Genomic DNA, 19,373 nt, shown 5'->3' on the forward strand with positions numbered 1-19,373 from the left:
GTCACCGGACGCGACCGGTACGACCTTGATCAACGGAGGATGGGGGACGTTGAGTGTCCCGGATCTTCCGTTGATCAAGATCCGAGACCGGACGCCCTGGCGACAATGAAGGAATTGGGACATTCAACGTCCCGATTCCTTCACCGTCGACCCAGCGCACGCGGACGCCTCCCGAGCAGGTCAGGCGTAGGTAGAAAATACAAGGCCTCCTTCGGGACATCAGACGTCCCGAAAGTGGCTTTCGCGGCATCGGGCACCGTGCCGGGCCCCCGCCTCGGTCCTGGACCAGCCGGCCAATTACGCGACCCACTCTTGAAGGATCTTCCTGCGGTGCGGCGGTTCGGCGGCCTAAGGTATCGAGAGTGAGCACATCTCAGGAACAACCTCCGCTGACTCGCCCTTCCGACGCCCCGATGCACATGGTCGAGAGGTACGACGATCCGGTGACGCCGGGCGCACGCGACACCGTCGGCGGGTGGCCGATTCTCCCCGCCGGGGAGCCTTGGCCGCTGTGTTTCTGCGGCTCGAAGATGATCCTGTTCTTCCAGTTCGACATCCCCGCGGACATCGCCTTGTTCGGCGGAGATCACCTCTTGATCTTCCAGTGTCCCGAACACAACGACGCGGTCGTCGCTCAAGGCGCACCGGAACAGTTGCCGCCGAGGTTCTGGGACACGCCACCACCGCTTTACACAGCACCCGGCGCGTTCTGGAGAATCATGCTCCACCGCGACGACACGAGCCCAGCCCCGGACTCGGACGAGTACCTGCGCCCACAGCGGCTGGACTTCCGTCCCGCGACCGAGCAGGTCGCGATCTGGTGGCCCGGCAACGTCCTTTCGGACGGCGAGGATCTGGACTCGGCGTTCGCCGACCACGGCATCGGTCTCCCCGGCTTCAAGATCGGCGGGGTGCCGAGCTGGGCTCAGGATCGCGAGTCCTACACCTGCCCCTGTGGCAACGACCTCGTCTACGTGTGCCAGGTCCCCACGGACACCGGGTTCGACAAACAGCACGATCGACCCGAACAGCTCGACACGTTCCGCTCCGGTCAGTACGGCCTTTTCCTCGGCAACGAGACCTACGTGCTGGCTTGCCCGGCACACTGCCACCCCGCCGCGGCCTGGCCGGTCAATCAGAACTGATCACCACAGGTGGCTGAACGCACCTTTGCCGCGCGGAGGATGGCTCTCGACGAAGTCGTCGTGTGCGAGTCCCTTGATCCGGGCCGCCAACGTCGCACTGTCGGCAGGCATGAGCGTGACCGATCCATAGCTCCGCACGACGACGTACCGGCCGTCATCACTGTCCACAAAGGACAGTGGGCGGACGGCGGTCAGTGTTTTCCCGGCGACTCCCGATCGCTCCGCACTCGCCTGTCCGGTCACCCTCGCCCTCGACAGCACGCGCAGGAACCATTCCGCACCCTCAGGGGCCACGCCGTGCTCGATCAAAGATCGCTTCCCGTCGCTGAGCAGCCCCGACCGCCGCCACGTCCGGCCCGACCGGATGAGGGCGAGTTCGTTCACCCGGAGGGGACGCCCGGTGCCCGGCTCCGCGTCGGGCAAGGCCTCCAGCATGCCTTCCGCCATCCGCTGCGCGTTCATCCAGCCCAATTCCACGGTCTCGTCGCGCATCATCACGCGCAGCGCCCGGCCGGTGGACTGAGGAAAACAGCCGACCGCCACCCGGCCGGCGGGGTGGCGGTAGCTCAAGGACAGCGCCAGGTCACGCTCGTCCATCGCCCGCAAGGCCTGCACCAGATCGCCGTCGAGGTTGTTCGCGTCTCCGAGGCTGTTGGAGGTCAGCCACCGGTGTGCGCGAGCACGAAATTCTTGCCGCTCCGCGTCATCGCCGCCGTGGCGGCGCACCACCAGCGGGGAAGGCATGGGCCCGAGGCCGAGCCGTTCCCACAGCACTTCGTAGACGAGTGCGGGAAGGGCCGGGAGCGTCATCGTCACCGCGCTTCGACGCTGGTTCGTGTCGCTCAGAATTTCAGCCTCCCGAAATCGATGACGAAGCCGGCTCGTCGATCATATCCCCGCCGTTGCCGGTCCCCCGGGAAAAGTACGGCAGTCGGTCAACGAAGTACCCGATAACGCAAGTGAAGTACCCGGTTTCCGTGGATCACCACGTCAGGATCCTCCAGTAGGTGCTGCGCGTCGACAGACCCGAAGTAGCGCTTGCCGGACCCGAACACGACCGGTACGACGTCCATGCGCACCTCGTCGACCAGACCCGCGGCGAGCACCTGGCCACCGACGTCGCCGGCCGCGACCTCGACAAGGCGGTCACCTGCGAGCTCCTGCGCCTTGACCACGGCCGCCTCGACGCCGTCGACGAAGTGAAACGGCGCTGCGGGGTCCCAGCCCACGGGCGCTGGCCGGTGCGTTACGACGACCACGTTGTCGATCCCGCTCGGCGGCTTCCCGTCCCAGCCGTCCGTCAGGTCGAAAACGTGACGACCGGCGATCGTGACCCCGATCCGGTCCCAGTACGGCCGGACGTAGTCGTAGGACTTCTGCGACACCTTCAGTGCGCCGCTCCCGTCCAACGGGACGTCGCCGCCGGACAACCAGTCGAACAGCGGTCCGGGCTGGTCGTTTTCGTCCGCGACGAAACCGTCCACCGACACCGAGCCGTACATGACAACCTTGCCCACGGGCGCTCCTCTGCTTCGGGGTGCCCCAAATTAGCTTGTCGTGCCCTGTCGCTCTTGTAAGAAATCAATCGGCGGGCAGCGGCCAGCCGTCCAGCGTGTGGCCGGGATGTTCGCGCAGGAACCGCCGCCGGGCTTCGAGATACCGGGTCGGCGTGAGCCCGGTGAACGCCCGGAACTCGTGGCCGAAGTGGGCCTGATCGAAATAGCCGGCCCCACTGGCGAGGTCGCCCCAGTCGATCGGGGCGGCGGGGTCGATCGCGAACACGGCGGCGGTGAGGCGGTAGGTGCGGGCCAGCCGCTTCGGCGTGACGCCGATGAGCTCTTTGAACCGCTTCGCCAGATGAGTGCTGCTGACCCCGGCCGCCACACTCAGGTCACCGATCATCGCCGCCCCGTTGGTCGCCGCGAGGACGCTGCTCGTATGTCGGATCAGCCCCAGGCCCGCGGTCTCGCTCAGCCGTCGCATCAGCTCCTCTTCGAGCAGCGTGAGCATCTCGTGTGGTCCGGGCGCGGTGGCCAGCCGGTCCCGCAGCTCGGCGATGGCGGGCCTGCCCCAAACCTGCTCCACCGTCACCGGCCGGTCGCACAGCTCGGCCGCGGGCATCGGCAGGAACGGCGCCAGCCCCCACGGCTTGACGTGCACGCCGACGGACCGGGTCCGGAGTGGGTAGCCGAACTCCAACGCTCGGGTGCGCATGGTGACCACACAGCCGTCGGCGTACTCGGCCGTCTGGAGGTCGGTGCCGGCCCGGATGCGGAAGGGTGCGCCGAGATTGACGATGAGCAGCGCCGACGGCGCCGGCGGCAGCGTCAGCCTGGCGTACGGCGGCGCACCCTCCAGGTAGTAGAGGTCGTCGATCAGACCGTCCAGCGGCGGTCGCGGCACTCTGGACACGTACTCCACACCCACAGCATCCAGCACGGACCGGTGATCGGGACGCCGCACGACTCATTTCGGCAGATCGGTTTTGACGAGCAGGTCGAAGCCGAGGCCGCTGGAACCCTGGCCGCGGCCCTCGCCTCGCTGGGCGGACAGCCAGAGGGACACGCGGCCGTCTCGCCACCGGGTCCTGTTGTAGGCGACCGTCACCCGGGTACCCGACTGCGGGACCTCCTCCTCGTTGACGAAGTACCGCTGTCCCTCGTCGAATCCCACGCGTAACAAGCTGGTTCTCGGGCGGACCGGCTGTCCGTCGACGACGCTGGGCATCGCCGCGCGTTGGAGCTGGATCTCGCGGTTGTCGTTCGGGACGTGCACCGGGATGAAGGGGATCCAGTGTTCGGGAATGCCGCTCATCGCCCGGTAGGACAGGGCTGCCCGGGGCGGGTCGTCCGCCGTCGGCGGCGTGGTGGCGGGTGGGCGCCTGCGGTACGCCACCGTTTCCGCGGCCGCTTCGCTGCCCCGGCGGGGTTCGCCGGTCGGCATGCGGACGGTTTGTTCTATACCCCAGACCAGGTTGGCGTTTTCATCGCGGACAAGCAGGACTTCCTCCAGTACCGGGCCGACGGCCACCTTCGGCACACTCGGCGGCAGGAACAGGTCGGTGTCGGCGGGCACGTCGTCGGTACCGATGGTGTCCAGGGTGAACATCGACCAACGCTGCCAGTCCTCGTCGGGGCCCGCGCCCGCCGGGGTCAGCCATTCCCGGTGATTGAAGACGTCCGTCACCGTCAGGCCGCGGATTCGCGCCACGGTGCCCGCGGGCAGGTCGCAAGGCAGCTGGTACCAGTCGTTGCTGAACACCAGCGCGAACTCGAGGAAGATCAACCTCGCCAGGTCGGTGCTGTCCGGACCCACCGCGGCGAAGTTCGTTTTCCCGTCCTCCAGCGCCCACCATCGTGGTAGCGGCATTCCCGAATAGCGGACCGGTGCCGGGAAGACCGTTCTGGACAGCCGCGGCTCCGGTGGGCGGCCGCCGCCGAGTGGCGGGCCCGGATTCACCGAGAACGCGTGCCAATCCAGCTCCCCGCCTGGGTATTCCCGGGCGGTCAGCACCTTCTCGGCCCCGTCCGGCATCGCCGCCGAGATCGAGAACCGATGCTCCAGCCTGCGTGGATCCCAGGTGCCGTCACCGGCAGGCTGGTCGATCAGCCCGTCGAACCAGGTCACCAGCCGCTTGCCGGCGTCCACCAGCGCCGCGTGGTGCAGGAGCGGGATGGTCGTGATCCCCGCGTCCGCCACACCCCCACCCTTCAAGAAGACGTACAGCAGATAGCCGTCCATCCGGCGGCCTGCCACCGCCTGCATGGTGGCCCACACACCCGGGTTCGCCCGCTGGGTGACAGCTTCCTTGGCGGGCAGGGCGATCGGGTACTTGTTCGCGTACTGCTCCTCGAATTTGAACACTAGGTTGCCCAGCAGCCCGGCCTTGCCCAGCAGTTTGAACCAGCGACGGCCGATCGCCACCCGCAGGTCGAAGCCGATCTTCTCCGGACCGTAGGTGAACGGCACCTTGCGGCGTTCCGCCATCGTCTCCAGTGGACGGTCGGTCGGCAGGTCCTCGGGCGGACCGTCGAGAGGGCGGAACCGGCTCGGCCGTGACTGCGCCACGGAATAGGTCGCGGTCACCGGCGAACCGCCGTCGGTGCCCTGGAACTCGCCCAGTTGCCACTGCCTGGTCAGCATCCACAGTGGATCCCGGATCTCCGCCCGCAACGCGCGGGTGAAGTCGGTGGTTCGTGGCCTGCCTTCCAAGCGGTTCCACACTCCGACGGCGGGGGTGCGGCGGGCGGCCAGGTCGTCGGCGAAGGTCATCGGCGGGCCCTCCAGCGCTCGTTGGCTTGGGCCAGGTCGGTGCCGACGGTCATCTGCCGGGTCGCCGACATGATGGTCGCCGGGAGCAGGTGGGCCAGCGGCGTCTCACCGAGGTGCGCCGGCTCGACCGCCCGGATCTTCGCGAGGTCGAACGTCTCCACGACCGCGTCGAGCAGGTCGGTGGCCGACCATGACCCGTTCACGACCCGCGCCGGCGGCGCGACCAGCAGCATCGCCTGCGGTGGTTCCGCGTCCGGGCCGTCGTAGTGCACGGCCACCCCGGTGGTCTCGCGTTCGGCGGGGATCACCTCGGTCCACTCGTCGAGGACGAGCCCGCACTGGCGGTCGTTGTTCAGGCTGGTCGCGTAGTGGGCGGTGAACAGCAGGCGGTCTTCCTCCTTCAGCGGGTTCGGGCCCGGCGCGAACTCCAGGCCGAGCCAGTGGTCACCGGTGACATACGGCAACTGGATCGGCGACAGCTTGGGCTCCACCCAGCCGAGGATGCCGGTACCGAGCAGGCCACCCGGGCCGAGCAGCGCGTCCGAGAGCAGCACCGTTTGTTCCCACAGTCTCGGCTTGTCCCGTACCCTCGCCATCCCGTGCAGCCAGTCGTCGACCGGGAAGTCCCGTTTCGCGTTGAGGTGGGCGATGAGTTTGTCGCTGTCGGCGCGCGCCTTGCGCCACTGCTGCATGACCGGCGCCGGTGGGGTGAACTCGGGCACCACCAGCACGTCCTCACCGAGCAGCGCCTTCAACGCGTCGGTGCCCGCGCGGACCCGGTCCGGACCGGTGGCGGCCTGGTCGTGACGCACGAGCGCGGCGGCCGCCACCGTGCGGCGAGCCGAGAGCTCGTCGGACAGTTTCCGTGCCCTGCTCAGGAGTTCCTGCCCGTACGCGACCACCTGGTCCTGGAACGGGATCAGGTCGACGCCGAGCGGATCGTAGTCAGCGGGAGGAAGGTTCCCCGCCACTTCGGTCAACAGTGCGCTCAACGTCGTCCTCGTGGTGCTGGCCTGTCGCTCCAGCGCCTTCACCTTGAACCCGAAGTCGTTGCGAAGGCCGCGGACCCGGGAACGCATCTGGAACGGGGTCGGCATCCGCGGTTGTGCCTTGGTGGTCAGCAGCCGCTCGGCCTTCTCCAGCAACGTGAACCGGTCCTCGTCCGGGGTCGAGCCGGGCAGGTCTTCGTACTGTGCCAGCAGCAGGTTCGCGGCGGTCAGCGCGGTGGTCATCCGCGCCGCCAGTTCAGCGACCGCTTCGAGCAGGTCGGCGAACACACCACGCCGCCACACCGTCAGCTCGCCCCATCCGCTGCGTGGCAGCCCGAACCCGGCCGACGCCGTGGCCAGCTTGGCGTACCGGGTGAGGAAGCCGTCGATGCCGTCGAGCACAGCCGCACGTGCCGGTTGCTGTCCTTTCGGGTAAAGCGCGCCGAGGTCGGTGACGAAGTCGGCCACGTCTTCGTCGACGAGGACGGTCAGCGACGCCAGCACGGCCGCGGGCCGTTCCCGTGGCAAGGTCACGTCGTCGTCGGCCGCGCGGTTCACGGTTGTGCTCCCCGCGGCCGGGGTGAGGTCGCTCTGCCGCAGCGGCCGGGACGTGGTCATCAGTGTGCGCACGGCCGCGACCAGCGGGGACAGCTCGAAGAAGCTGACCTTGTTCGGCACCCGCTGGGTGTAGTCGATGCTCAGCACCCGGTCCGGGCGCGGTTTCGCCCTTTCCGTGACCACGCCGATGATCCGGTCGTCCAGATCGGTCATCGCCGCCGCGTCGGCCGGGCGCAACGCGAACAACAGGTCGATCGACGACAGGCCGGTCTCCTGCTGGGTCACGTCCCGGTGGTCGGGCGAGCCGTCCGGTTCGGTCCAGCTCACCCGGGCGACGACGTTCTCCGGTTTCGGCAGGACCGCGGGCAGCCAGTCGTCGACGGCCGGTTCCGCCTGCGCCCTCGGCGGGTTGTGGCCGAGCAAAGGCGCGTTGTGGTCCGGGCCGAGACCGGGGGTGAACTGCACCGCCAGCCGATGAGTCAGGGTGGTGCCGCTGCGAGGTGTCTCGACGATCATCGGGGCGGGCGGCAATCCCTCCTTCGCGTAGGCGTCCAGCGCGGCGGAGGCGCGTTCGGTATTGCCCAGCAATGCCTGGTGGGTGCCCTCGGCGACAGACAGGTCGGCCACGGCGTCCTGGACGTTTCGCAGCGCTCGGATCTCCGCGCGGATGTCGAGGATCTGCTGTCCGGTGGCCGGCTTGAGGTCGTCGTATCCGAACGGATAGTCGTCGGCGTTTTCGGTCGTCGGGTGCGCTGCTCTCAGCTCGTTCGCGCGCCGTAGCAACTTCAGCCCGTCGATGACGTTGCGGGCCTCTACCTGTTCGATGCTCGTCGGCACGGCAGGATCGTCCGGCGAAGGCTTGGTCTCCTCGATCTTGTTGGCACGTAACGGGAATCTCAGCCGCATCCCGGAGACGAGCGCGTCGAGGCCCGCCCGGCGGTCGTGCAGGCCGCGTTCGAACCGGTAGCCGAGCAACGCGGACAGGGACTGGCCCTGCCGCATCCCGTCGGCGATGGTCAGCGCGAGCCGGACCCGTTCGGAGCTGAGGTTCACGGCGAACACGTTTTCCTTGCCCCGGTCCGCGTTCGCGACGTAGCCGGCACGCAGTACCGCCGCCGTGCGGGCATGAGCGGGTGACGGGGCGTGGATGTAGCCGCCGTTGTGGCTGTCCTGTGGGATCGGGTCGGTGCCGAACACGTCCGTGAGGTCGGCGGGGACGTTCACGGTCTTGACCGGCTCCGTATTCGGGTGGACGTGCTCCAGCCAGCCGTAGGCGCCGAGGTGCAGGCCGCGCGTCGCGGAGGGGCCGGAGCGCAGTTCGGCCAGCCGTTCGTTGACCAGTCCGAGTCGCCACGCGTCCAGCCGGTAGGTCGCGCAGTCCACGTGCTCGGCGAACACCCGCTCGAGGCGCGCCGTCGGCAGTGTGGCCAGTATCTTGATCGCCTCGATCTGTTCCGTCTGTTCCCCGGTGGCGGGATGGCTGCCCATGATCGACCGGATGTGCTCGTGCACAGGACGATCCGGGGCGATGGCCGGGTCGGTCGAATACAGCGTGCGGTAGCGGCTCTCGCTCCGGTCCGCGGGGCCGATGTGCACGAACGGCGCGTCGCGGACGTCCGGTACGTCGGCGCCCGGTGTCGCCAGGGCGAGCCTGCGCGCGGTTTCGGCCCACCCCAGCAGGACAGCGTGCCGCGCGAGCGAGTACAGCACCGCGTCCGGCGGCAGGTCGTCGATGAACCCCAGTTCTTCGCGGATCGTGTTCAGGTCGCTGGTCGCCAGCCAGGTCAGGTAGTCGCGTTTGTCGAGGGTGTAGGGCCGGATCGGTTTCGTCTCCGACAGCGGCCGGTCGTCGACCACCGGCGCGAGCAGTGGATGCGCGTCGTCGGCGAACAGCCGTCGCAGCAGGTCCGGGTCGGTGTCCTGCGAGACGCCCAGCCTGGTGAGCGTCTCCCGCAACGGCGAGGTGAGCCGGTCCAGTTCCGCGTCCATCTCGGCCTGCCCGGCGATGGCCTCCGCGCTTTCCGCGTACCGGAAGCGGAATTCGGCCGAGGTCGGGTGCAGTGCGAGGATGTCGAGGAGCGTCTGGTGCCGATCGGCGCCCGGTTTGTCCAGGCTTGAGACGTGTTTCAGCGCGGTTCGCCAGTCGGCCGTGGCGGTCGCGAGTACGGCGTTGAGAGCCGTGCGATGCGGGGTGGTGGCCGGCCAGGCGAGCTTGGAGAACGCTGTCGTCGGCAGGATCCCGTACGGCTGACGGCCGATCTTCACGGTGGGCAAGGGCCCCCGGCCGGACACGTTGGCGAGGAAGAACTCCCGGGTCTGCGCGATCTGTTCGCCGGTGAGGACGCCGTTCAGCAACGCGGGCAGGTAGTTCCCCCAGGTCGCGGGCCACAGTGCGGTGTGGGCGGCCCGCGCGTCACGCCGGTCGGTGCCTTTCGCGTTCGGCACACCGGCCAGCTTCGCCGGGTCGAGGCCGAGCAGTTCGGCGAACCACTCGCCGTCGGTCTTGGTACGCCAGTCCGGCGCGGCGGCCGTGAAGCCGGCGATGGTGGCGAGACCGGCTTCGGCTTCGGTCTTCCGGTCCTGACCGGCGGGGAGTTCCTCGGAGTTGTTGGTCGGCGTGCCCTGCGGCAGGAACGCGAATCCGGCGGGACTGTGCAGCTGGTCTTCGAGCAGCTTGCCGAACGCGGCCGCGCTGTCCTCCGGCGTCGCCTGCTCACGCAGCCCGAGCACGACAAGGCGATCGAGCCCGCCGGGGAAGTCCGCGGTGCGTTTGATCCGGATGCCCATGCCCACCCCGACGGCCTTGTCGAATTCGGTGAGCCACTCCAGCGCCGGCGGCACGAAGAGGGTGCCGTCCCGCTCGTTGATGCGCAGCTGGGTGGCCGGTGGTTCCTTCGGGTCCGGGCTGACCGCGAGGTCCTGCCGGACGGGCAGACCGGGTTCCGCGAAAACCCGTCTGTCGCCGACGTACCCGAAGAAAGTGAACTTGTCGGGCAGCAAGGCCGCCTTCGCGGCCACGGTCCACGACTGTGGCGCGATCTTGTCGGCGGGCAGCGTCGGCAGCACGAGGAACGCCACGACGACGTTGTCCCCAGGCGTGTTCGGCGCACTGTCCACACCAGACGGACGGCGGCCTCGGATGGCGGCAGCCCGGTTCGCTCCCACGGCCGCCAGCAACGCGATCTCGGCGTCGCGCAGTTTCCCGCGGTCGCCGTGCGCCTTCCACACGGCCGTCCAGTACGTGGTGGTGGGAGTCCGGTCGGCCGCGGGGACCGGCTGCGGGCTCACCACCACGAGCACGGTCGTCCCGATCGGGACCCCCAATGGGCGTTCGGTCGGGTTGCCCGGTTCACGGCTCCGCACGAGCCAGCCCGCCCGGCCCGCCGGGATCCGCGCGACCAGTTGGTGCCAGGCCGCCTGCTCCCCCACCGGCTGCCCACCCGACGCCCACATGGCCGTCCAGTAAGCGTCCAGCGCCGAGACCTCGGCCTGTGTCGGCCGCGGCTCGAACTTGTTCACCGACCACTCGTCGGGGAACACGCGAATCAGCAAATGCGTCGGCGTGAACCGGGTTTCCACCCGGACCGGGCCGAGCAGCACCGGGAAGTCAAGGCTGAGCGGGGTCATCCGGCAACATCTCCTGTGCGTGCATGGCCACCAGAACCGGTGCTTGGAAGAGGATGTAGGCGACGTCGGCCGAGCTGACGTCGGACTGCCAGACCTTGACCTGCTCGTCGTCGAGGCGCTGGAGTCCCTTCTCCTGGTCGTCCTTGTCGCCGTTGAACTTGTCGAGCGTGACGTGCGCACCCGCGTCGAACCGGATGAACCCACTAGCGCCCGGATCGACCCGGCCCCAGGTCAGGTCGTTCCACACCTCGACCCGCTGCTCCTCGCCCGGCCGATCCTCGTCGACCCCGAACCTCGGTTCGCCGGGGCATTCCTTCAGCACGAAGAACCAGCCGAGGTTCGCGCCCTTGCCGCGGGCCTCCTTGGCATCCAGTTCGAAGCCGAGAAGGTAGATGTCCGGTTCGACCTTGGCCTCGTAGATCGGCAGGCGTACGAGGTCGTGCGGCGGGTCCTCGCCGGTCGGTAGCTTCGCCAGCTCGCGCTCGCCGCTCTTGTCGGGTTGGCCGGGCTTGCCCGGCAGATCCGGCCACGCCGCCTTGTGCGCGTAGACGACGGTGTTCGGGTACTTCTTCAGCAGCTCGCCACGGATCACCAGCACCAGGTCTTCGGTACGCGGCGGATCGCCGGGCTTCGGCTTGGGATTGGGGTTTTCGCCGAGCCGGGCGGTCGGTCCCCACCGGTGGATCGGTGGGATGTCGTACAGCCGTTCCAGTCGTGCGGCGGGTTTCTCCCCGGCCTTCGCCGGTGCCGTGCGTGGATCCCAGAACTGACGGAACGGCGTGCCGCGCAGGTCGGTCGGGAACTCCCGCCACAGCATCTCGCGGGCCATTTCGTGGTTGAGGCCGACGAGGTAGGACTCGATGAAGCGTCGGTTGTTCTCCAGCAGGGTCACGGAATTCGGCGGCAGCTGACCGAGGTTGGGCACGAACGTGCCGGTCGACATCCGCACGAGGTCGGCGTACATCGGCATGTCGAACACCGGGTACGCCATGATCTCGGCCAGCTCACCGTCCTCCGGGGCCAGGCGGCCGGGCAGGTTCATGGCCGCGACGATGTTGTTCATCACGGTCGTGTCGGCGTTCAAACCGGTCACCACCGAGGTGGTCGTGTCGGTGACGTGGAGCTTCGGCCGCTCGTCGGCGGCGTTCGCGGCGGCAGCCCGGAACCCGTCGCGTGCCTCCCGCAACGCCTGCGCGAGGACACCGTCCGCGGTCGTCGCGGGCAGCCGCGCGGCAAGCTGCGCCGCCGTGACCAGACCGGGTGGAGTCCGCAGCGGTGGCGCGGCGTGGACCTGTGCTTCGTCGATACGGGTCACCAGAGTGTCGAGTGACGTGCGGAGCGTCTTCATCAACCTCGCGCCGGGGCGGGTGACGCGGCGCATCGTCGGCGAAACCGGCGCCGACGCGACGCGGCTCTGGGAGACCTTGAACCCGACGGCGAGGGTCTCGCCCGCGGCGGCGACCCGGCCGGGCACGTCCAGGACTTTCGGGTGGGCGGGCGCGGTGAGGGTCAGTGCCCGGCCGTTGCGCAGCGGCTCCGCGTCGGCTGCCGACGGCACGACCCCGGCCTGTGGGGTGATGTGCTTGGCATGCAGGACGTTGCCGATTTCCCGTGCCAGCTGCGCGGCCCGGATACGGGTGTTGGCCCGTTGTGCCTCGCCGAGTTGTTCCCAGGCGGAGGCCATCAGTTCTTCCTGCCGGTCCTGGACGACCTTGGTGCCGAAATGCGCCGCGACCCGGAAGCGGGGGTCGAGGTTGAGCCGGTGCACCCAGTTGTGCAGCTCGGCCGGTGGCATCGCGGTGCCGTCCGGCCGGGTGATCAACGTGGGCGTGAGCGCGTGCCAGCGCCCGTACAACGGCGGGGTGATCACCGGGTCGACCTGCCCGGCGAGGTCGGTGACCTGCGCCGCCAGCTCGGTGTTCGCGGCAGCGGCCGGTTGGTGCTGGTAGCTCTCGGCGAGATTGATCAGCCCGGCCATGGCCCGCTGCCACTCGTTTGGGTAAGGCGGCATGGGCGGCAGCGGTGGCGCGGGCGGCGGCTGGGGACCGTAGTAGTTGTCCCAGTTCTCGTGGCCGTCGAGGATCTTGTCGGAGTCGACGAGTCGCAGTGCCCCGCCGAGCCGCAGCACCCCGCTCGGCCGGGTGGGCGTGGTCAGTTCCGGCAGGGCGAAGTCGGTGGCGCGATGGGCGTCCATGTCGCGCAGGCCGGTGGGATCCTTGGCCTCGACGGGTTTCAGCAGCCGCACCAGGTCTTCGAAGTCGCCCTTGGTGCTCGTGACGAACGACCAGCGGTGGTAGTACGGGAGCCGACCGGCCAGCGGCCTCTCCCCCGGCCCCCAGCTCGCTGTCGTCGCGCGAATGTTCGCGGGTATCAAGCCGAGTCCCGCCTGCCGTCCCGTTTCGAACGCGGGCACCAGGAACGCGTGATAAGCCGTGTTGGCCTTCAGATGGCGAGGGCAGACCACCCGGCAGCAGGCGCTGTCCGGGGCGTCCCGCAGGACCTTGCCGAGGTTCGACAGCGACGTGCCCATCGCGCGCGGGTCGTCGATGGCCAGCGGCTCGTCGAGTGCGCCGTTGACGTGGACGTGCGCCCAGGCACCCAGTTCTCCCGGCGGTTGCAATGCCTCCGGCGCGGTCACGGCGATGAACGGCAGGGGCTCGCCGGAGGCCACGCCCTCCTCGAACTCGCCCACACCCGACTCGCCGCCATCGGCGAGAACGATCAGTGCCAGCCATGGGGCGAGTCGCCGGGTCGTCGCGTCGGGCAGGTCCGGGCTGTAGCGCCAGGCGAACTCCTCTTGATAGAACTCGATGTGCGCCAGGTAGTTCGGCTCGAAATTCGTCGAGAACGGCTGTGGCTCGGTCCTTGAGATCGCACGCGGATCCACCCCGATCACGTCCCCCGGGCCGTAGAGCTGCACCGGTTGCGTGACCGGCGCGTGCGGCGGCTTGCCACCCGTGGTCAGCGCCTCGCCGTTCAGTTCGAGCCGCACCGGGATCGTCGCCCGCTCGATCCCCGGCGGTTCCACGATCCTCGTGGACAACCCCGCGCGGAGCCAGGGCAGGAACGAGTAAGCGCCCTCGGTCATGCGCCGCTCCGTTCGGCCGACGTGGTTAGCTCGACCGGTTTCTCCGCGGCCGCGAGCCCGGTCCTGGTGATGCCGCCCGCGACGAGCACCTTCGTGCCCGACGCCGCCGTCGAGAACGCCCACCGGCCTTCGAGCAGCCCGGCATACGGGGTCCAGGCGCCGGCCGAGAACTGGAGCGCGCCGCGATATCCGGTCTCGTTGGCGGGGTGGTCGGAGCCACCCACCACCAGCACTTTCCCTTCGGCGATCGCGACCGCGCGGTGCGCCGCCCGGCCCGCCGGCATGGCGGCGACGTCGTGCCACGCTCCGGCGGCGAGGTCGTACACCTCGGCGGTGGCGCGGGCGAACGGGTCGAACCCCTCGGCGGTCGCTCCCGGCGCCCGGCCTCCGGCGATCAGGACGGTGGTGGCCGACAACGCGGTCGCGGTGTGCCCACTGCGTGGATGGCGCAGGCTGCCGGTCGGCTGCCACTTCGCGGTCGCCGTGTCGTACAGCTCGCAGAACGCCAGATCCGCGTCGTCGGCGGCACCGATCGGCACGCTTCCGCCACACACGAGCACCTTCGCGCCGCCCTGCAAACCGACCGCCGTATGGCCGGCGCGGGCGTCGGTCATGCCGTGCTCGACGGTGGTCCAGGTCCCGGCGACCGGGTCGAACACCTCGGCCGACCGCAAGGCCATCAGCCCGCCGCCGGGCCGGGCACCGATGCCGCCCGCGACGAGCACCTTCCCGTTCGAGAGCGGCACCGCGCTGTGCCCCCAGCGGCCGTCGGCCATGTTCTGCGCGACGTTCTGCCAGGAGTTCGCCTCCGGGTCGAACACCTCGGCGGTGTTCAGCGGCGCCCCGGCAGGTCCGACCCGGCCGCCGGTGATCAGCGCTTTCCCGTTCGGCAGCGGCGTGAGCGTGTGGAGTTGCCGGGCGGCACCCAGCAGTGCGGTCGCCTTCCAGGTCCCGGCCGTCAGATCGAAGACGGCGCTCTGCCTCACGCTCACCCCCGCCGCGTCCGCGCCGCCGGCGACGAGGACCTTCGTGGCGTCTTTCAGCACGACGGCGGTGTCGTGCTGGCCGTGCCAGCGCGCGGCCACGGCGTACTGGGGAGCGGCCAACCACGCGTCGGCCGCGAGAATGACGGTGGTCATCGAGGTTTTCCTCTCATGGCAGATAGATCTCGGCGGTGACGGCCAGTTCGGCCGCCGACGGCGCGGCGGGGCCGGACAGCGCCCGGCCGCCCACCACGAACACCCGGCCGTCGGCCAGGTCGAGTGCCGGGAAGTCCCAGCGCCCGGTGGTGAGGGCGCCGGTCGTCGTCCACGTGCCGGACGTCGCGTCGAACAAGACGGCGTCCCGGTATCCGGCGACGGCGCGGGGTCTGCCGACGCCACCGACGACCACCGCGCCGTGCGGGGTCCGGACGCAGCGATGCCCGCTGCGGCCGCCCCCCGGCAGATCCGCGACCCGTGTCCAGGCCCCGGTTTTCGGGTCGTACACCTCGGCCGACGCCAGGCTCTCGACCCGGTACGGGACAGTGGGCACGGCGTCGCCGCCGGTGACCAGCACCCGGCCGTCCGGCAGCAGCGTCGCTTGGTGGCCCTTGCGCGGGGTGAGCAGCTCGCCGGTCGCCGTCCACGTTCCTTCGGCCGGGTCGTACAGCTCGCAGAACGCGAGGGCCCGATCGCCGGTCGCGCCACCGACGACGAGCACCGCGCCGGTGTCCAGCGGTACGGCGACGTGGCCGGTTCTGGCGTGATTCATCGGCGCGGCCGCGGTCCAGGCCGACCTGGCGGGATCGAACAGTTCGGCCGATGCCAGAGCCGCGCCCCGAACGCCTGTGCCACCGGCGACCAGCAGCTTGCCTGCCGCGAACGTGGCCGTGTGACCGGTCCGCGCCGCCGCGAGCCCACTCGCCGGGGTGGTCCAAGCGCCGGTCGCCGGGTCGAAGACCTCGGCCGACGCCAGCAGAGCACCGTCCGCACCGCGCCCGCCGGCCGCGACGACCCGGCCACCGGTCACCTTCGTGGTGGTGTGCCCGCGTCGTGCCACCGACAGCGCCGCGGTCCCGGTCGCCCAGGTCCGCGAGACCGGGTCGAACATCGACGTCGTGGCGACCGCCGTGGTGGTGGCGTCCGCGCCACCCGCCACGAGCACCGCGCCGCTGTTCAGCCGGACGGCTTCCGCCCCGGACACGGCGGCCGGTGGGGACCCGGCCGCTGACCACACGCCCGGTTCGGCAGGCACGCCGCTTGCCTCGGCCTGCCGCAAGACGTGCAGCTGCCCGGCGAGTGACGGATCCGCGAAGATCCAGGCCGCCATGGCGTCCTCGGCGGAAGCGGCGCTGCGGAAACTCGACGCGGTCCCGGGCGGGAACGCCTGGTGGTTGTTCCGCGAATAGGCGACCACGAACCGGTCACCGGTGACCTGCACGGTGTCTTCGGCGGCGAACGGCTGCCGCCGCAGCGCCTCCTGCCGCGACAACGAGGACCGCGCGGTGCTGCTGTTCGCCAGGAGCTGGGTGAACACCGCGGGCGGTGGCCGGTACAGCTTCGGCCCGGTGCGGGCCACTCGCACGGCGAAACCCGCCGGAGGTTCCGACGGCGCCTCGTTGTCGATGATCGACATCTCGTAGCGGGCGCTGCGCCGCACCACCCTCGGTGACGCGAGCGCGCCGTCGGCGGCCACCAGTTCGAGCCCGGCGTCCTGGTGTTCGTAGGCGGGGCGGGACAGCTTCGCCGCGTCGTCCATGTCCTGGAACTGAGCCATGGCGAACTGGTCACCGGTCACCGACCGTCGCACCAGTCCGCTGCCGACCACGGGCGTGACGGTGAACTTTTTGCCGTCACTGGGCCGCTGCGCGCCGACCCGGTCGATCCGGACGTCGAGCGGAATGGCCCGCTGGTGGATGAACAGGCTGCCCAAGGGATGCAGCACGAGGTCGTCACCCGGGTCGAGCTGCCGCAACGTCACCAGCGCGTCGGCCCCGCCCGCGGGGAGCCGGGTCTGCCAGCCGTCGAGCTTGCGGATCTCCCCCTCCAGCAACGCGAGCACGGCGACGGGCGGCAGCGTGGTGGTGCGTTCCTCGCCCCACGTGATGTCGAAGTCGGCGGAGATCTCGAAGAACAGCAACGAAATCGAACCGCGACCGCGCGCCTGCCACGGCGCGGGGCCCGACAACTGGAAGTACAGGTCGATGCTGAAGAACCCGACTCCGAACGCCTGCAGCGACACCCCCGCCGAGATCTCCACGACGAACGAGAACGGGGAGAACCGGAACAGCGCGTCGAAGCTGAGGTGCCCCTCGATACCGAAGCCGCCGAACCCCAGCCTCAGCTCGGCTTTCGCGCCGAACTGGACGGTGTTGCTGGTGACCGCGAAATAGCCGGACACCCGGATGAGGCGGCCGGGCATGTTGATGATGTCGACCGACAGCCGCGGCGGCACCGGGAACGGCAGCGGTGGCGGGGTGAACGCGGGGTGGAACCCGCCGACGGACAACACGAAGTTCGGGTTGTCGCTCCAGTCGACGAGCAGGCCCATGCCGCCGTCGATGGTCATGGTGAGGATGCGGGAGTCGAACAGCTTCGCGAAGAACCACAGCCGTGACCGGTCGACCTGCAACGCGCCGATGAAATCGACCCGCAGCACCAGGAGCGGCAGGTCCTTGCTGGGCAGGATGCACTCCAGCACGCCGAGAATCGCGATGTTGCCCGGCGGGATCTCGACGATCACCCCGAGCGAAACGCTGACCAGCGTCGGCGTGCCCCAGCCGATCTTCGCCATCGGCCCGACGAGGAACCTGTCGTTCTCCGGCGGGAAGAACTTCCGCAGATCGCTGATGATCCTCGGCGCGTTCGCCACCACGTCCTTCGGGAACATCACCGACTCGATCGACCCGCTGACCACGCCCTCGAGCAGCGCGTCGAAGTCCATCCGCCGGTTCAGCCCGAGGATGCCGCCGACCCCCAGCAGGGTGAACCCGAACCCGAGCTGGATACCCGACCCGAATTCCGCGGTGAGCACGATCAACAACGAGAACCCGGCCGTGCCGTCCGGCATTCTGGTCGTGATCAGGCCGATCGCCTTGACCTCGATGAAACCGGCGAACATCAGCTCCAGCGCGCCCGCGTACTCACCGCGTTCCGGGTCGAAGTACAGGAAACCGCCGCCCGCGACGATGCCGGCGTCGATCGACAGGCCGACGCCGGTCGGCGGCTTGAACCCGAACGCGACGTCGACCGGGCCGAGGTTGCCGCCACCCTCGGGAAAGCTCACGTCGGCGGTCAAGCCCACTCGTTCGACGGCCGCCGTCAGCGGGCCGAGGGCGGCGGTGAGGTTCGCGGACAGTTCGACCGGCACGCCGTCCGGGCCCGGCGTCGCGATGACCTGAAGTGCGTGCACGTCGACCGGGCCGATCCGCAGATGCACCGGAAGCTGCACCCTGAGCCCGGCGCCGCCGTGGAACCGCAGCCCGTGCTCCGGGTCGAACGCGAAGCCGGTGGCGAACCCCGCCTCCAGGCTCGCGCCGCCGAAAAGGGTCTTGATGAACCCGTCGGCGGATTCGGCGTCGATCACCAGTTTGCCGCCGGTCAGGTCACCCTGGATGCTGGGTACACCGGTCACCTGGCCGTCGGCGAAGGCCAGTGTGAGACCGGCTTTCAGTTCGAGGCCGCCGATTTCGAGTCTGCTGCCGCCCGCGACACCCAGCAGCAGCATCGGTTCCGGCGGGGTGGCCCGGATCGACACCTCACCGCGCAGTTCCGCGGCGCCGTCCGGTGGTTTCAGCGTCAGCCGGAACGGGGGCCGCAGTGAACCGGTGGTCCCGGCGGGCAGCAGGCCCGAGGCCTTGAGTTCGGCGATCCAGTGTGGTGCGACGATTTCGACCGACTTGCTCGCCTCGACACCGATCGGCATGACGACGCTGATCGCGAGTCCGTCGCCGTCGACGGTGAGGTCGACCGCCCAGGCCTCCAGCCGGGCGGGCTGTCCACCTGCCGCGGGCACGAACAGCACGGGCAGCCGCGCCGCTTCGAGAAGATCCCTCAGCGCCTTCAGCAGCTTCTCTCCGTCCAGAACCGGGCCTCCCCAGCCGAAACGCTTACCCAGCTGACCGATCGGGTCGACCAGGAACGACGGCAGCTGATCCAGGCGCAGCCGGACTCGCTGGTGATCGATGCTCGCCGGATTCGCCGGATCGGCGTCGAGCCTGGTCACCTCCGCCAGGCCGAACAATCCGAACAGGCCGGTCAGCCGGTGGGCCGGATCAACGATGTGCAGGATGGCCAGGTCGAGAAGCTTTCGAGGCAGGTCGGCCACCAGATCGGCGACCTGCTGCGCGGGAACACCGGGCAGGGTCGGGCCGACCGTGCCGATGGCCGTGCCCAGCGCCAGGTAGCTCTGCCCGATCTGACCGCAGCGGGTCAGCACTTCCGCGCTCCGCGCGACGATCTCGGCCGTGTTGCCCGAGGCGATCGCGGACTCCAGCGCGGCAGCGGCGGGGGCCATCGTCTTCGTCACCGTGGCGACGGAGTCCTGCGCGGCCCGCACCTGCGCGTTCGTCACCAACGCGGGCGGGAACACGGTACCCAGCTCGGCCAGCAGGTCCAGCAGCCGCTCGCCGACCATCCGGTCGCCGAGCGCGGCGATCGCCCTGGCGAGTTCGAGTGCCAGCTGTTCCACCGTGCCCGCTCTGTCCGCCATGGA

Annotated in this window: 9 protein-coding genes; 1 reads left to right on the forward strand and 8 read right to left on the reverse strand. The window is 69.7% G+C overall.

Going from position 1 to position 19,373, the window contains the following annotated elements; genetic code table 11:
* Nucleotides 1-362 precede the first annotated feature (362 nt).
* Nucleotides 363-1,145, forward strand: coding sequence for a hypothetical protein (locus CFP71_RS30055; protein WP_244199887.1), 783 nt, complete (start codon nucleotides 363-365; stop codon nucleotides 1,143-1,145).
* Here the strand turns inward: CFP71_RS30055 and CFP71_RS30060 are convergent, their stop codons facing one another.
* From CFP71_RS30060 to CFP71_RS30095, 8 genes are all read right to left on the reverse strand, one after another.
* Nucleotides 1,146-1,955, reverse strand: a complete 810-nt coding sequence (locus CFP71_RS30060; RefSeq protein ID WP_093937417.1) for an ESX secretion-associated protein EspG — start codon at nucleotides 1,953-1,955, stop codon at nucleotides 1,146-1,148.
* A 125-nt stretch (nucleotides 1,956-2,080) separates the two neighbouring features.
* Nucleotides 2,081-2,662 carry a dihydrofolate reductase family protein gene (locus tag CFP71_RS30065; protein ID WP_093937335.1) on the reverse strand — a complete coding sequence of 194 codons (582 nt, stop codon included), beginning with the start codon at nucleotides 2,660-2,662 and terminating at the stop codon, nucleotides 2,081-2,083.
* Nucleotides 2,663-2,726: 64 nt separating this feature from the next.
* Complete coding sequence (locus tag CFP71_RS30070) at nucleotides 2,727-3,548, reverse strand: helix-turn-helix domain-containing protein (protein ID WP_208636072.1); 822 nt, start codon at nucleotides 3,546-3,548, stop codon at nucleotides 2,727-2,729.
* Between the two features lie 63 nt (nucleotides 3,549-3,611).
* Complete coding sequence (locus CFP71_RS30075) at nucleotides 3,612-5,417, reverse strand: hypothetical protein (RefSeq protein WP_093937336.1); 1,806 nt, start codon at nucleotides 5,415-5,417, stop codon at nucleotides 3,612-3,614.
* Entirely contained in the window at nucleotides 5,414-10,591 is a 5,178-nt protein-coding gene (locus CFP71_RS30080; protein ID WP_093937337.1) for a hypothetical protein, read from the reverse strand. Before CFP71_RS30080 ends, CFP71_RS30075 begins: the two co-directional genes overlap by 4 nt.
* On the reverse strand, nucleotides 10,572-13,679 hold the full coding sequence (locus tag CFP71_RS30085; RefSeq protein ID WP_093937338.1) for a hypothetical protein: 3,108 nt from the start codon (nucleotides 13,677-13,679) through the stop codon (nucleotides 10,572-10,574). Before CFP71_RS30085 ends, CFP71_RS30080 begins: the two co-directional genes overlap by 20 nt.
* Entirely contained in the window at nucleotides 13,676-14,818 is a 1,143-nt protein-coding gene (locus tag CFP71_RS30090; protein ID WP_093937339.1) for a Kelch repeat-containing protein, read from the reverse strand. Before CFP71_RS30090 ends, CFP71_RS30085 begins: the two co-directional genes overlap by 4 nt.
* Nucleotides 14,819-14,831: 13 nt before the next feature.
* Nucleotides 14,832-19,370 carry a DUF6603 domain-containing protein gene (locus tag CFP71_RS30095; protein WP_093937340.1) on the reverse strand — a complete coding sequence of 1,513 codons (4,539 nt, stop codon included), beginning with the start codon at nucleotides 19,368-19,370 and terminating at the stop codon, nucleotides 14,832-14,834.
* Nucleotides 19,371-19,373 lie beyond the last annotated feature (3 nt).

It is taken from the genome of Amycolatopsis thailandensis (assembly GCF_002234405.1).
GTDB lineage: Bacteria > Actinomycetota > Actinomycetes > Mycobacteriales > Pseudonocardiaceae > Amycolatopsis > Amycolatopsis thailandensis.

Excerpts from the sequence above, each read along its gene's own strand:
- CFP71_RS30085 (WP_093937338.1), bottom strand. The coding sequence starts at position 13,679 with ATGACCGAGGGCGCTTACTCGTTCCTGCCCTGGCTCCGCGCGGGGTTG.
- CFP71_RS30075 (WP_093937336.1), bottom strand. The coding sequence starts at position 5,417 with ATGACCTTCGCCGACGACCTGGCCGCCCGCCGCACCCCCGCCGTCGGA.
- CFP71_RS30090 (WP_093937339.1), bottom strand. The coding sequence starts at position 14,818 with ATGACCACCGTCATTCTCGCGGCCGACGCGTGGTTGGCCGCTCCCCAG.
- CFP71_RS30060 (WP_093937417.1), bottom strand. The coding sequence starts at position 1,955 with ATGACGCTCCCGGCCCTTCCCGCACTCGTCTACGAAGTGCTGTGGGAA.
- CFP71_RS30080 (WP_093937337.1), bottom strand. The coding sequence starts at position 10,591 with ATGACCCCGCTCAGCCTTGACTTCCCGGTGCTGCTCGGCCCGGTCCGG.
- CFP71_RS30095 (WP_093937340.1), bottom strand. The coding sequence starts at position 19,370 with ATGGCGGACAGAGCGGGCACGGTGGAACAGCTGGCACTCGAACTCGCC.